Source organism: Bacillus canaveralius, assembly GCF_002860125.1.
Taxonomy (GTDB): domain Bacteria; phylum Bacillota; class Bacilli; order Bacillales; family Cytobacillaceae; genus Bacillus_BJ; species Bacillus_BJ canaveralius.
Map to the genome: position 1 here is coordinate 36,699 of NZ_PGVA01000014.1, position 13,044 is coordinate 49,742.

Annotated in this window: 17 protein-coding genes; 12 read left to right on the plus strand and 5 right to left on the minus strand. The window is 42.6% G+C overall.

What is annotated here, in order from left to right; all coding sequences use genetic code 11:
• Nucleotides 1-96: 96 nt before the first annotated feature.
• Together CU635_RS07060 and CU635_RS07065 are read left to right on the plus strand one after the other, a co-directional pair.
• Nucleotides 97-1,056, plus strand: a complete 960-nt coding sequence (locus tag CU635_RS07060) for an NAD(P)H-dependent flavin oxidoreductase (protein WP_101576466.1) — start codon at nt 97-99, stop codon at nt 1,054-1,056.
• A 67-nt stretch (nt 1,057-1,123) separates the two neighbouring features.
• Nucleotides 1,124-1,396, plus strand: coding sequence for a UPF0223 family protein (locus tag CU635_RS07065; RefSeq protein WP_101576467.1), 273 nt, complete (start codon nt 1,124-1,126; stop codon nt 1,394-1,396).
• Between the two features lie 66 nt (nt 1,397-1,462).
• Here CU635_RS07065 and CU635_RS07070 read toward each other — a convergent pair whose 3' ends face one another.
• On the minus strand, nt 1,463-2,083 hold the full coding sequence (locus CU635_RS07070) for a YktB family protein (RefSeq protein ID WP_101576468.1): 621 nt from the start codon (nt 2,081-2,083) through the stop codon (nt 1,463-1,465).
• A gap of 188 nt (nt 2,084-2,271) precedes the next feature.
• On the opposite strand from CU635_RS07070, the gene CU635_RS07075 reads away from it, so the two are divergent.
• Nucleotides 2,272-2,466, plus strand: a complete 195-nt coding sequence (locus CU635_RS07075) for a hypothetical protein (RefSeq protein ID WP_101576469.1) — start codon at nt 2,272-2,274, stop codon at nt 2,464-2,466.
• Nucleotides 2,467-2,694: 228 nt separating this feature from the next.
• The gene (locus CU635_RS07080; protein ID WP_101576470.1) at nt 2,695-3,495 is read left to right on the plus strand and encodes an inositol monophosphatase family protein; all 801 of its coding nucleotides are present in this window, start codon (nt 2,695-2,697) and stop codon (nt 3,493-3,495) included.
• Between the two features lie 83 nt (nt 3,496-3,578).
• Here the strand turns inward: CU635_RS07080 and CU635_RS07085 are convergent, their stop codons facing one another.
• Nucleotides 3,579-3,764: a YlaF family protein gene (locus CU635_RS07085; protein ID WP_101576471.1), complete on the minus strand. Its 186-nt coding sequence runs from the start codon at nt 3,762-3,764 to the stop codon at nt 3,579-3,581.
• A gap of 176 nt (nt 3,765-3,940) precedes the next feature.
• On the opposite strand from CU635_RS07085, the gene typA reads away from it, so the two are divergent.
• From typA to CU635_RS07100, 3 genes are read left to right on the plus strand one after another with little or no spacing between them, the layout of a single operon-like run.
• Nucleotides 3,941-5,779, plus strand: a complete 1,839-nt coding sequence (typA, locus tag CU635_RS07090; RefSeq protein WP_101576472.1) for a translational GTPase TypA — start codon at nt 3,941-3,943, stop codon at nt 5,777-5,779.
• Between the two features lie 24 nt (nt 5,780-5,803).
• On the plus strand, nt 5,804-6,133 hold the full coding sequence (locus tag CU635_RS07095; RefSeq protein WP_101576473.1) for a YlaH-like family protein: 330 nt from the start codon (nt 5,804-5,806) through the stop codon (nt 6,131-6,133).
• Nucleotides 6,130-6,420 carry a hypothetical protein gene (locus CU635_RS07100; protein ID WP_101576474.1) on the plus strand — a complete coding sequence of 97 codons (291 nt, stop codon included), beginning with the start codon at nt 6,130-6,132 and terminating at the stop codon, nt 6,418-6,420. The genes CU635_RS07095 and CU635_RS07100 overlap by 4 nt, the downstream gene beginning before the upstream one ends.
• A gap of 155 nt (nt 6,421-6,575) precedes the next feature.
• On the opposite strand, the gene CU635_RS07105 is transcribed toward CU635_RS07100, so the two are convergent.
• Nucleotides 6,576-6,776, minus strand: coding sequence for a YlaI family protein (locus CU635_RS07105; RefSeq protein WP_101576754.1), 201 nt, complete (start codon nt 6,774-6,776; stop codon nt 6,576-6,578).
• 155 nt (nt 6,777-6,931) lie between these two features.
• Here CU635_RS07105 and CU635_RS07110 point away from each other — a divergent pair, with 155 nt between their 5' ends.
• Nucleotides 6,932-7,387, plus strand: a complete 456-nt coding sequence (locus tag CU635_RS07110) for a pyridoxamine 5'-phosphate oxidase family protein (RefSeq protein WP_101576475.1) — start codon at nt 6,932-6,934, stop codon at nt 7,385-7,387.
• A 40-nt stretch (nt 7,388-7,427) separates the two neighbouring features.
• On the opposite strand, the gene CU635_RS07115 is transcribed toward CU635_RS07110, so the two are convergent.
• Nucleotides 7,428-8,024, minus strand: a complete 597-nt coding sequence (locus tag CU635_RS07115; protein WP_308303507.1) for a YhcN/YlaJ family sporulation lipoprotein — start codon at nt 8,022-8,024, stop codon at nt 7,428-7,430.
• Nucleotides 8,025-8,230: 206 nt separating this feature from the next.
• Here CU635_RS07115 and CU635_RS07120 point away from each other — a divergent pair, with 206 nt between their 5' ends.
• Nucleotides 8,231-9,559: a PhoH family protein gene (locus CU635_RS07120; RefSeq protein WP_101576477.1), complete on the plus strand. Its 1,329-nt coding sequence runs from the start codon at nt 8,231-8,233 to the stop codon at nt 9,557-9,559.
• A gap of 90 nt (nt 9,560-9,649) precedes the next feature.
• Here the strand turns inward: CU635_RS07120 and CU635_RS07125 are convergent, their stop codons facing one another.
• On the minus strand, nt 9,650-10,147 hold the full coding sequence (locus CU635_RS07125; RefSeq protein WP_101576478.1) for a hypothetical protein: 498 nt from the start codon (nt 10,145-10,147) through the stop codon (nt 9,650-9,652).
• Between the two features lie 152 nt (nt 10,148-10,299).
• Between CU635_RS07125 and glsA the strand changes: the two genes are divergently transcribed.
• The 3 genes from glsA (at nt 10,300) to CU635_RS07140 (ending at nt 13,017) form a co-directional block, all read left to right on the plus strand.
• Nucleotides 10,300-11,229: a glutaminase A gene (gene glsA / locus CU635_RS07130; RefSeq protein ID WP_101576479.1), complete on the plus strand. Its 930-nt coding sequence runs from the start codon at nt 10,300-10,302 to the stop codon at nt 11,227-11,229.
• Between the two features lie 112 nt (nt 11,230-11,341).
• A complete protein-coding gene (locus CU635_RS07135) occupies nt 11,342-11,623 on the plus strand; it encodes an Fpa/YlaN family protein (RefSeq protein ID WP_101576480.1) in 282 nt (93 codons plus the stop codon).
• Nucleotides 11,624-11,859: 236 nt separating this feature from the next.
• The gene (locus CU635_RS07140; protein ID WP_101576481.1) at nt 11,860-13,017 is read left to right on the plus strand and encodes an FtsW/RodA/SpoVE family cell cycle protein; all 1,158 of its coding nucleotides are present in this window, start codon (nt 11,860-11,862) and stop codon (nt 13,015-13,017) included.
• Nucleotides 13,018-13,044 lie beyond the last annotated feature (27 nt).

Genomic DNA, 13,044 nt, shown 5'->3' on the forward strand with positions numbered 1-13,044 from the left:
AGTGTAAAAATCCGCTTTGTATTAGTTTTTCGAGAAGAGAGGATATTAATTTGTTAAAATAAATAAACGGTGTAAAAAGTGATTGGAGGTAAAGGAATGAACTGGAAAACGCGGGTAACAGATCTATTAGAAATCGAATATCCAATTATACAGGGCGGGCTTGCCCATTTGGCTTATTCAGAGCTGGCTGCAGCGGTTTCAAACGCAGGAGGATTGGGGCAAATTACAGCTATGTCTTTGGAAAGCCCTGAAGCGTTAAAAGTGGAAATAAAAAAACTAAAAAAGTTGACAAATAAGCCATTTGGCGTTAATTTTGCGATCGGTCAACACGGGAGGCCTTTTGCTCATATGGTCGAGGCAGCTATGGAAGAACAAGTACCGGTGATCAGCATGACGGGAGGCAATCCTGCGCCTATTTTTGAACAGCTGCAAGGAACCACGACAAAAAAGCTTGTCCTCGTCGCTGCAAGAAGGCAGGCAGAAAAAGCTGAAGAACTTGGTGCGGATGCAGTGATGGTTGTCGGTCAGGAAGGCGGTGGACATCTCGGCAGACATGATATTGGAACAATGGTTCTGATCCCGCAGGTCGTTGACCGGGTATCGATTCCGGTTATCGCGTCAGGAGGGATCGGCGATGGCCGCGGATTAATGGCAGCTTTGAGTCTTGGTGCAGAAGGAATCGAAATGGGAACTAGATTTATTGCAACAAAGGAATGTGTTCATGCTTCCGAACTATACAAAAAGAAACTTGTCGAAGCGACCGAAAATGATACGGTTGTTATCAAACGATCGCTGGGAGCGCCAGGCAGAGCGATTGCCAATGAATGGACAAACAGAATTGTTGAGCTTGAAAGAGAAGGTGCCGGCTACGAAGTGTTAAAAGATTTTATAAGCGGTACGGCAAATATGCGCTATATCCACGATGGCCGGGATGATGAGGGATTCGCCTGGGCCGGTCAAGTGATGGGACTTATCAACGATATTCCAACCGTAAGTGAGCTTTTGGAACGAATGATCAGAGAAGGGGAGGAAATCCGCGCCAAGTGGGGAAATTAACTACAAGGATTGGCCAGATTTACACTAAATGTATTATGTTTAAGAAAACAAAAGCAGGTGAACATGAATGGAATATCAATATCCGATCGACTATAATTGGTCAACAGAAGAAATCGTCGATGTCATTAAATTTTTTGAGAAGGTCGAACTCGCATACGAAAAAGGAGTTGACCGTGATGAACTTTTGAATGCATATCGCCGTTTTAAGGAAATTGTCCCAAGTAAAGCAGAGGAAAAAAAGCTGTGCGGCGAGTTCGAAGAGATGAGCGGTTACTCTTCATACAGAACAATAAAACTTGTAAAAGAAAGGTCATCCGGCGAAAGAATTAAAATGGGTTAGAGGAAAAAGCATCGGCACTTGTATGCCGATGCTTTTTCTGTTATTGCCGGAAAGGCGTGATTAGGTTTACGCCATTTTATATAAGGGTAATAATTTTCTAAACACAGTATCAATTTTATTTATCAGTTCTGAAGGTTCAAGGGCGATTGTCTCGTCCCTGGGAATATGCAGTCCGCACAGAATTTCGGCTTTCTTTACCGTTTGCAAACGTTCAAACATGGAAAATAACTCATCTTTTGATAAGTCTTTATGACGAATTGCATCAGGCTTTGTATGATCAGTGGACCAGACGAAATCTCCGGGGATGCTCTTTGAAATAACATCAATATTTCCGGAAAGCTTTTCGCCGTAGGCTTCTTTGTCGGGAGCCTCATAAATTAACGCAAACCAGATGAATAAATGGGTTTCCCACAAGCCGATTTGAAAATGGGGAAGCATTTTATATCCTCTTGGATTAGCAGCAAAAGCTACCCATGTATCAGCGGGCGGATTCTTTGTACGGCGGGCGTGTTTGGCAACATGAGCAAACATTTCATCGCCTGTCAAAGAAGAGAGGGTCGGAGCAAAATGCGAGCCTAAATCCTCCAATTTTGGACGGACGTGCTGCTTTAATTTTTCCATTCGCTCATCAAGCCCATTTATCGTAAACACAGCAAAATCTTCTGTCGAAAAGCCGGTAAATGACATGAGATAAACCTCCTTGATCTTTGTCAAATATTGTAGCATAACCGTGAAAAAACAGTAAATGTTTGAGCCTAAGCTGTAACAAAATATAATTTAAGCACATATTTGTTGCAACTTCGACAGTTGATTCATACAATAGATTACTACTAATCAGAATGGCCAATTTTATAACTTGGAAGGGGTGTAGTACAGTGAAACAACTAATTAATTCAACTCGTAAAAAAGGGGTAGAAAAGGAAAGAACAGCTGTGTTGAAGATGGAGATGGATTATGAACTGGCAACCCTTTATGATGCGATCCGTGAAAAAAACGAAACAAAAAAGACAGAATGCAAAAAGAAACTTGAGCGCATTAGGCAGGAGCTGCTAAGGCTAAAAGCTTTATAAATTTTGCAAACTTATAAGGGGATTTGTTGGACGGATGAAAATAACGAAGCCGAATATAGCGAATTACTGATAACGAACTCCTGGTTAATTTGGGGTTCGTTTATTGTTTTTGTCGTTCAAGTCCGGCCTTATTGGGAAGGCTAAAGCTTGAATGGAATTCTGATAAGCGATAAGCTATTGATACACTAAGGAGATCAACAAGATAAGAAAATCCATTGGAGGAAGACGATGACAAACTGGCATGAAGTCGATAACAATGCGAAGACATGGATAAACGAAGCTGCAGAAAGAATCCGTGCTTCTTTTCCGAAAACGCTCGATATCCAAACAAAATCAAACCCAAATGACCTTGTTACAAATATTGATAAAGAAACAGAGCAATTTTTTATTGGAAAAATAAACGCTACATATCCGGAGCATAAAATACTAGGGGAAGAAGGTTACGGTGACAAGCTGAACAAGCACGCTGGAGTTGTCTGGATTATTGATCCTATTGATGGAACGATGAATTTTATTCATCAGCAGCGGAATTTTGCAATATCAATCGGAATATATGAAAACGGAGTGGGAGTGATTGGGTTAATTTATGACGTAGTCCATAATGAACTTTATCATGCCGTAAAAGGCAAGGGTGCTTATTTAAATGATAAAAAGATACCCGATTTGGAAAAAGTGCCTGTCAGCAATGCGATCGTCGGAATAAGTCCATCATGGGTGGTGGAAAACAAACGATTTGATTACAAGCTGCTTTCAAATCTGGTCAAGGATATAAGAGGAACGAGGTCATATGGGTCAGCAGCGCTCGAAATGGCTTACGTAGCAACCGGAAGAATAGACGCCTACATTTCTTTGCGACTGGCTCCATGGGATATTGCGGGAGGAGCAGTTATTATAAAGGAACTCGGTGGTTTGGTGACCACACTGACAGGGGAAGAATTGGACTTCCTTACTGCTGGCCCTGTTTTTGTATCGAAACCAGGGCTGCACGAGCAAATATTGACGAATTACTTGCAGCCTGAAAATTTGTAGACCTGTTCAACATATTTCATACAGAACGAAAAAGATCGGTACGCGCCGATCTTTTTCTGTTGAAAAGCAGGAAACAGTTTTTGCTACAGTTCTCCTTTTTCCCGCATTTTTCGCTTTGTTTTAAATCCAAAGCCCATCACCGTAATCAGGGCGACAATGCAAGCAAAGATTCCAGCAGGGCTGCTTTCAGCAACAGCTACACCAATCCCCATCATGCACGTGGCTGTGAAAACTGCAAATACGACAAAAATCCACTTAATTTTTTTCAATTGGAACCCTCCTAGTGGGAGAAACTAATGGTGAAATGAATGTTTCTATACGCTTTTTTACTATTGTACAAAAAAAGCTGATGGGTTTCTATACTTGTTTATGGTATAATATTTTAGTTATGACAAAAAACATCAATTATAGATCACACAAGGATAATAAATAGGAGTGAACAACTTTGAAAATAAGAGAAGATATTCGCAACATCGCCATTATCGCCCACGTTGACCACGGAAAAACAACTTTGGTTGATCAACTTTTAAAACAATCCGGCACATTCCGGACAAATGAACATGTTGAAGAACGTGCAATGGATTCCAATGACCTCGAAAGAGAACGGGGTATTACAATCCTGGCGAAAAATACAGCAATCCAATATAAGGATACAAAAATCAATATTTTAGATACACCAGGCCATGCAGACTTTGGCGGTGAAGTAGAACGGATCATGAAAATGGTTGACGGTGTTCTGCTTGTAGTTGACGCCTATGAAGGCTGTATGCCTCAGACTCGTTTCGTATTAAAGAAAGCTTTAGAACAAAATTTACGTCCGATCGTCGTTGTTAACAAAATCGACCGTGATGCAGCAAGACCTGCAGAAGTGATTGATGAGGTGCTCGACCTTTTCATCGAGCTTGATGCAAACGAAGAACAGCTTGAGTTCCCTGTCGTATACGCTTCTGCAATCAATGGTACTGCAAGCCTTGATCCTGAGAAACAGGATGAGAACATGCAGGTTCTCTATGACGCAATTGTTGAGCATATTCCAGCACCAGTCGATAACCGTGAAGAGCCACTTCAATTCCAGGTCGCGCTATTAGATTACAATGATTATGTAGGACGTATCGGAATTGGCCGTGTCTTCCGCGGAACGATGAAAGTGGGGCAGCAGGTAGCCTTGATGAAGCTTGATGGTTCTGTAAAGCAATTCAGGGTAACAAAAATGTTTGGTTTCTTTGGGTTGAAACGCCAGGAAATCCAAGAGGCGTTTGCCGGGGACCTTGTTGCTGTTTCCGGGATGGAAGATATCAATGTCGGTGAAACCGTCTGTCCAGTTGAGCATCAGGAAGCCCTTCCGGTATTGCGCATTGATGAGCCTACTTTACAGATGACTTTCGTCGTAAACAACAGCCCGTTTGCCGGCAGAGAAGGCAAATATGTGACTGCCCGAAAAATCGAAGAGCGTTTGCGTGCCCAACTGCAGACAGATGTCAGCCTTCGTGTTGATAACACGGATTCTCCTGACGCATGGGTTGTTTCGGGACGCGGGGAGCTTCATTTATCCATTTTAATTGAAAACATGCGCCGGGAAGGCTATGAGCTTCAAGTATCAAAGCCTGAAGTCATCGTCAGGGAAGTGGACGGAGTCCGCTGTGAACCGGTTGAGCGAGTTCAAATTGATGTTCCTGAAGAGCACACTGGTGCTGTCATGGAATCAATTGGTGCCCGTAAAGGGGAAATGGTTGACATGATCAACAATGGCACAGGGCAAGTGCGGCTGATATTCATGGTTCCTGCCCGCGGACTGATTGGTTATACGACAGAATTTTTAACACTGACAAGAGGATACGGAATTATTAATCACACGTTTGACAGCTATAAGCCGATGCAGGCTGGCCAGGTTGGCGGACGCCGCCAGGGTGTTCTCGTTTCAATGGAAACAGGAAAAGCGTCTACTTATGGTATTCAGGGAGTAGAAGACAGGGGAATCATCTTCCTTGAAGCCGGGACAGACATCTACGAAGGAATGATTGTCGGCGAACATACCCGGGAAAATGATATTACCGTCAATGTCACGAAAGTAAAACAGGCAACCAACATTCGTTCGGCCAACAAAGACCAGACAGCGACAATGAAAAAGCCGCGGATCATGACGCTTGAAGAAGCGCTCGAGTACTTGAACGACGATGAGTATTGCGAGATTACGCCTGAATCAATTCGGTTGAGAAAGAAAATTCTAGATAAAAATGAACGCGAAAGAATGTCAAAAAAGAAAAAACACGCTGAAATGAATTAACCTTTAGGGAAGGGGAGATTCGAAGTGGAAGTTACTGGACGACTTTCTTTTTTCGCCGCCTTATATAAAGTGGGAGAAAATCCAGAGGTTGGTATGTGGATGCTTTATATCACGATTATCGCTTTGGCGATAATCGTATATAAGTTGGGGTTTGCTAAAAAGCTTCCATTAACAAAATCGATCGTCATTTACATTTTTTTAGTTCTCGGCTGTACGATTTTAACGTTTCTAGGCGTTTTCCTGCCTGTGGCAGAAGGGCTTGTCGTGGCAGCGATCATCCTGATTATTTACAAAATCCGCTTACACCAGCAAAAAAAGCAGGATGCGATGGAGATTAACGGGAGAGGCAAATGAGATCATTACAGGATGCATTATATAATTGGCTTTCGATTAAGGTAGTCAGCGATGCGCGGCCTGACGATACTGCTGCAAGGGATACAACCGAGCTTTTTGAAGAGTTATTGGCGAAAGACCATGGGATAAGCGGAATTGTCATAACTAAAGGGAAAACGATGTACGAGCTTACCTACAACCATGAAAATCAAGAAAAGAAATCTTCTTTCCCTGTCGAACTGATCGACGTCATGATCAATCAAATTGAAGAACAGCCGGAAAAATTTATCAACTATCCTGACAACTAATGCAGTTCTAAAGCCTAATAAAAACAGCCTGTCCAATAATTGGTCAGGCTGTTTTGCATTGTACACATTGAATCCATGCACCAAGTGAAGTCGGCATTAAGACTTCACCAAGTGAAGTCCGGCTTTAGGACTTGAGTATATCCTGTTGGGAAAATTCACCATTCGTCCTTTTCAGTGCTGGGTCGATACAGGCGGAAATTGCCGGATGATTTGCGGGCAAGCGTTTTTTCACTGATTCTTTCTTCACATGGCCGGCACATATATGTATGAATCGGCCTATTTCTTAATCTTTTCGCTATTGGGGCATCGTCGTCAATCGACTCAATTGTATCGCATATCACGCATTTTACTCTCATTTTTGGCACCTCTGGCATACTAATTTTCCTGATTTTCATACTTTATTACAGTATACCATTGTTTTAAGGCTCAGAGTAATGCGATAATAACGTTTATATTGCCGTGCGCAAGGGATAGTAGTAATATGATGGTAGCTTAAGGAGGGGCAAACACTATGGCAAATCAAGTGGAACCAAGGTTAGTTCAACCATTAATTGATCAACTGCAGCAAGAGCGATTTGTGATGCTTGCTACAATCGATTTTGAAACAGGAGGGCCAAACATTAACGCGATTTCATGGATTTTCGCAAAAGATGATGAAACCGTTTATTTTGCATTGGATAACCGCTCCCGAATCATTCAAAATATTAAACACAACCATAGAGTAGCGGTTAATATTATTGCAAATGAATCTACATACTCGATTAGCGGTGAAGCCGCTATCATCCAGGAACGGATCGAAGGGGTTCCTTTAAAGCTGGCGCTCATCGAAATGAAAATTAAAGAGGTAAGAGATGTTATGTTTTATGGCTCTAAGATTGTTGTTGAACCACAATATGAAAAAACGTATGATAAGGAAGCAGCAGCCCGCCTGGACAACCAGGTGATGGAAGCAATGAGAAAAGCTTAGCCGGCACTGGTCCGGCTAAGCTTTTGCATTTCTCGATCAGTCAGTCCTTTTGATGGTATGATTGGTCGTCCTGCTCTTTTTCAAGCTGCTTTGATTCGGAATCTTGCAGCTTCTTTTTTGGATCTTCTGTTGTATTGTTCGGATTTGGGTCAGTAATATCGGCAGGAAACTCCGGCATGATCCGGCCTGTCAAATCTGCCAGTTCATTAACGATTCCTTCAACAGGCTCCCCGGCTTGAAAATCCTCGGCAATTTCCCTTAACCGGGCAACTATGTCCGGGTCGGCGACAACCGCCGCCCTCGCCCCATATGGATCATCTTCAAGGCTCTCGGCAACCGAATATTTAATGGATCCAACCTCGGACCGATCTAAATTTTCATTTACATCAATTCCGACAATTGCATAATTTCCGATTACAACAGCTGTAGCGTCTTCCACATCCGGGACGCTGTTGGCCAGATCCTCCAGGTGAGTGGAGGCCCTCTGGCCAGTTTCCTGATCAACTTCCCCAAGTGTAGTATTTCTAACGTTTACTGCATTTTGCTCTTCGTCTCTGGAAGCTTCATTCTGTGCACCGCAACCAGCCAATGCTGCTGCCAGCACGGTTCCCAATATTACTTTTCTCAATGCTGCCACCTCCGGCAAATCATATTGTAAGCTTCAAATTATCCAAATAAGAAATAAAAATGCTATTAAATTTTTCGGTGTTGAACAAATGGTCCTCAGCAATTATTGTGCAAAGATTCTTCTATCTTTATTCGGAAAAACATATATTTTAGCATTACTACCCGTCACAGGGTAGAGATGCACCATAAAGAAACAACAGGGTGGGAGGCATCAACTTGGCTAAAATTTATGTGTTAGACACGAATGTCTTGCTGCAGGATCCGTTTTCGCTTTTCTCCTTTGATGATAATGAAGTTGTTATCCCCGCGGTGGTCCTTGAGGAAGTTGATTCAAAAAAACGCTATATGGACGAAATTGGCCACAACGCAAGACAAGTATCGAGGCTGATTGACAGCATGAGGGAATCAGGAAAGCTTCATGAGAAAATCCCGCTTCAAAATGGCGGGATATTGCGGATTGAACTGAATCATCGCTCGTTTCAGCAGCTTCAAGAAATATTTGTGGAAAAAACTAATGATAACCGTATTCTTGCCGTAGCCAAAAACCTGTCACTTGAAGAGCAAACGAAAGAAAATGGACGACCTGTTATTTTGGTGAGCAAGGATGCGCTGGTTAGAGTGAAGGCAGACGCCATCGGGCTAATCGCTGAAGACTTTCTGAGTGACCGCGTAGTTGAAAATGATGATCTGTATACCGGAATGCAGGAGGTTTATACAGATATTGAAAAACTGCGAAGATTTTATGAGAAGGGGGAAATACCGCTTGCAGATATAGCTAATCATCCTTTGTATCCAAATCAATTTCTGATTATGAAAGACTCGTTGGGAAGCTCATCTTCAGCATTGGGAATGGTTGAAAAGAGCGGAAAAATAATTAAAAAATTAATTTTCGACCATGATCATATTTGGGGGATCCGGTCGCGGAACGTTCAGCAAACGATGGCGATAGAACTGCTGCTCAGAAAAGACCTGCCACTTGTTACGCTGGTCGGAAAAGCAGGTACGGGCAAAACGCTTTTAGCCCTTGCTGCAGGGCTTTTACAAATAGAGGATCTGGGAGAGTATAAAAAGCTGCTTGTCGCGAGGCCGATTGTGCCTGTCGGCAAAGATCTCGGCTTTCTGCCCGGGGAAAAAGATGAAAAGCTGCGGCCATGGATGCAGCCGATCTATGATAATCTGGAATATCTATTTAATACGAAGAAACCGGGTGAACTTGATGCAATTTTAGCGGGAATGGGTTCGATTGAGGTTGAAGCATTATCCTATATTCGGGGCAGGAGCATTCCTGATCAATATATCATTATCGATGAAGCGCAAAATCTGACAAAGCATGAGGTTAAAACGATTTTGACGAGAGTGGGGGAAGGAAGCAAAATTGTGTTGATGGGCGATCCAGAACAAATTGACCACCCATATTTAGATGCATTTAACAACGGGCTTACGTATGTCGTTGAAAAGTTCAAGGATCAAAAAATCTCCGGACATGTAAAACTGATCAAGGGGGAACGGTCCGGTCTGGCGCAGTTGGCAGCTGATCTCCTTTAATCCAAAGTGATAAAAGAAACAAGCAGATTCACCCGATTCAGGGGAATCTGCTTTTTAGCAGATTTGGTTTAAGAAGCCCACAGTTTTTGATCAATTCAACCGAAAGCCTTTTATGTTTTTTAGAGGCTTGTCCCGATTTGACCCATCCCCGAAAAATGCGTAAACAGGGCCGTCTTGCCGCAGTGGTTTTCCATTTTTTGAAAAACACAAAATCAATTCTTTTCCCTGTTCGATCGGCAAGGCAACTTCTCCATCAGTGCTTTCAACTATCAGCGTTTTAACAGTGGTCTCCGGTTCAGCGTTATGAATGAACGGCAGCAGCGGCATCCCGAATGTCCCTGTCAATACTTTTTCCTTTTCGAACTTTTTCTCCGATTTTAATGTTGGCGGATAAACTGCACCTTCCATAATCTCCCGGTCCCAATGCTTGGAAATCGATTTTGTGTAGTTTTCCAGCTCATCAACAGCTTGATTTACCTGATTAAAATACGTTTTTAAGTCTAGGCGGCGATCATCAAAAATCCAAACCCCCGGGTCCAATGTAATTGGGTATTTCACTTTCCCTTTAATAAAAATAATATTGTCCATGACAACCTCCTGCTTCGCGTTCCATCTGTAATCAAAGTATAGCAGGATATTTGCCGACACGCTATTTTACGCTCTTTACCGGGGCTGCTGCGCATGAAAACAGTTGGCCTGCGGAACACTAATTAAAAATTTTTTACCGGGGGAATACTGCCTTGACATGCCGTTCGAATGAAAGCCTTAGCAAGTTGGTTGAAGAAGCCCGCCCATACGCCGCTTCCGGCCGGGTTGCTGATTATATACCTGCACTTGGTAGAGCGGAAAAAGATGATCTATCGGTCGCCATTTTTGACATTGGAAACGAATGCTACTATGCCGGCGATTATAAGAAAAAATTTACATTACAGAGCATTTCAAAAGTCCTGGCACTCGCGTTGGCTCTTTCAGACCGGGGCTTTGATTATGTGTTCAGCCATGTTGGAATGGAACCTACCGGTGACCCTTTTAATTCGATTTCCAAGCTTGAAACGTCGGTTCCGTCAAAACCGCTTAACCCGATGATCAACGCTGGAGCGCTTGCCGTTACGCATATGATTAACGGCCGTGACAACAAAGAAAAAATTGACAGGATCATCCGGTTTGTTTCAAGCTTCTTAGATGGAGCGCCAGTCACATGCAATTGGGAAACGGCTCAATCTGAAATGGAAACAGCCGATTTGAACAGGGCCCTTTGCTATTTTATGAAACAGCACGGGATTATTGAAGGGGACGTGGAAGACCTTCTGCGCGTTTACACTGCTCAGTGTGCGATCGAAATGAATTGTTTTGACCTGGCCAGGGTCGGCGCTGTGCTCGCTTTAAACGGGGTCGACCCTGAAACCGGCAAGCAGATTATCGCGGAAAACGTTGCCCGGATTTGCAAAACCTTTATGGTCACATGCGGAATGTACAATGCTTCCGGGGAATTTGCCATTAAAATTGGCATACCTGCAAAAAGCGGAGTTTCAGGAGGCATCATGGGCGCGGTACCAGGCAGGTATGGAATCGGAATCTTCGGGCCGTCACTTGATGAAAAAGGTAACAGCATAGCTGGAATGAAGATTCTTGAAATGCTTGCCCGAGAGCAGCAGCTCAGCATCTTTTGAGCGAAATGGAAAATTAAAAAGCTAATCCCGTATTATCCTTGCTTTTTTCCTGTCTTAACGGTAATATTTAAAGATAGGATCGGGTAAACGCTCGGAAACGGGGGGATCAATGTTGGCGTCTGAAATGATGGTGAACCACCAAGAAAAAGCACACGCCTTGTTAAAGGCTGACGCTGATAAGATATTAAAGCTTATTAAGGTTCAAATGGATAACCTTACAATGCCTCAATGTCCTCTTTACGAAGAGGTTCTGGATACGCAAATGTTTGGATTGTCACGCGAAATAGATTTTGCCGTTCGCCTTGGGCTCATTGATGAAAAGGATGGAAAAGCCATTCTAGCCACGCTCGAAGGAGAACTGTCAATCCTTCATGAAGCCTCACAAAAAAAATAGAATCAAAAAACTCAAACAGTTCTTCTTACTCGTTTGAGTTTTTTTATAAATGTTTAGGGTATAAAGGGAAAACCCTGGATTATACTGAATGTGACATATTTTATTTTTAATAGTATAACATATTTATAGAAATCTTGGGATTAACGTGTTACATTTAACATAACCTCTCTAAGCAGGATTATTGTTTATAATCGGAGAATAGAATATACATCCGGAGAAAATGGGGAAGAGGTTGAATGTTTAAAAAAATCTTTAAATCATACGATTATTCTTTAGTAATTGCAATGGTGCTGCTATCTTTGTTCGGGCTCGTTATGATCTACAGTGCCAGCATGGTAACGGCATACGATTATCCGAGTGATCATTTTTTCGAAAGACAAAGGCTCCACATTATTGGAGCTTCCGCTGTATTTTTGTTTTTTGCAATGTTTCCATATAAAGCAATGAAAAGCAATAAAATACTTGGACCGATGGTTTTGCTGTCCTTGCTTTGTTTAGGAGCTTTATTTGCTTTCGGCCATATTGCCGGCAACGCGCAAAGCTGGTTTAAAATCGGACCGGTAAGCCTTCAGCCGTCTGAATTTGTCAAGGTTTCTGTTATCATTTATCTGGCCGCAGTCTATGCAAAAAAACAATCGTACATAAATGAATTCAATAAAGGTGTTGTCCCTCCTTTATTTTATTTATTTCTCGTTTCTGTGCTTATTGCGATTCAGCCGGATTACGGAACAGCAGCCATTATAATCTTGATTGCTTCGATGATTATTATTTCTTCCGGGATGAGCCTGAAAAATCTGATGAAGCTTGCGGGCATTGGGTTGATGGTCATCGCCCCTATATTCGTTGCTTTGCAGGATAAGATTTTGTCAGAAAACAGGATCGGGCGTTTTAAAGCTTTTATGGACCCTTTTGCAGTCGAACAGGACAGCGGCTACCAAATCACCAATGCTTTTATTGCAATTGGCTCAGGCGGGGTTAACGGAATCGGTCTCGGCAAAGGCATTCAAAAGCTCGGTTATCTTCCTGAGCCGCACACCGATTTCATTATCGCCGTAATCGCTGAAGAGCTGGGGATTTGGGGAGTTGCTTTTGTCATATTGCTGCTTTCTTATATCGTTTTAAGGGGGATATATACGGGCTTAAAATGCACTGATCCGTTTGGAAGTTTGCTTGCGATCGGTATTTCAAGCATGATTGGCATCCAATCGTTTATTAACCTTGCCGGTGCTTCGGGAATCATTCCACTAACAGGCGTAACCCTTCCATTTGTCAGCTACGGAGGTTCTTCACTGCTCCAGCTATACATTTCAATGGGAATACTCGTAAATGTGTCCATGTTCGTGAACTACGAACAAAAATACAAAAGTAACGACAATGAAAAACAAGTTGCTTAAGCTCGAAAGGCTTATATATATGTTTTA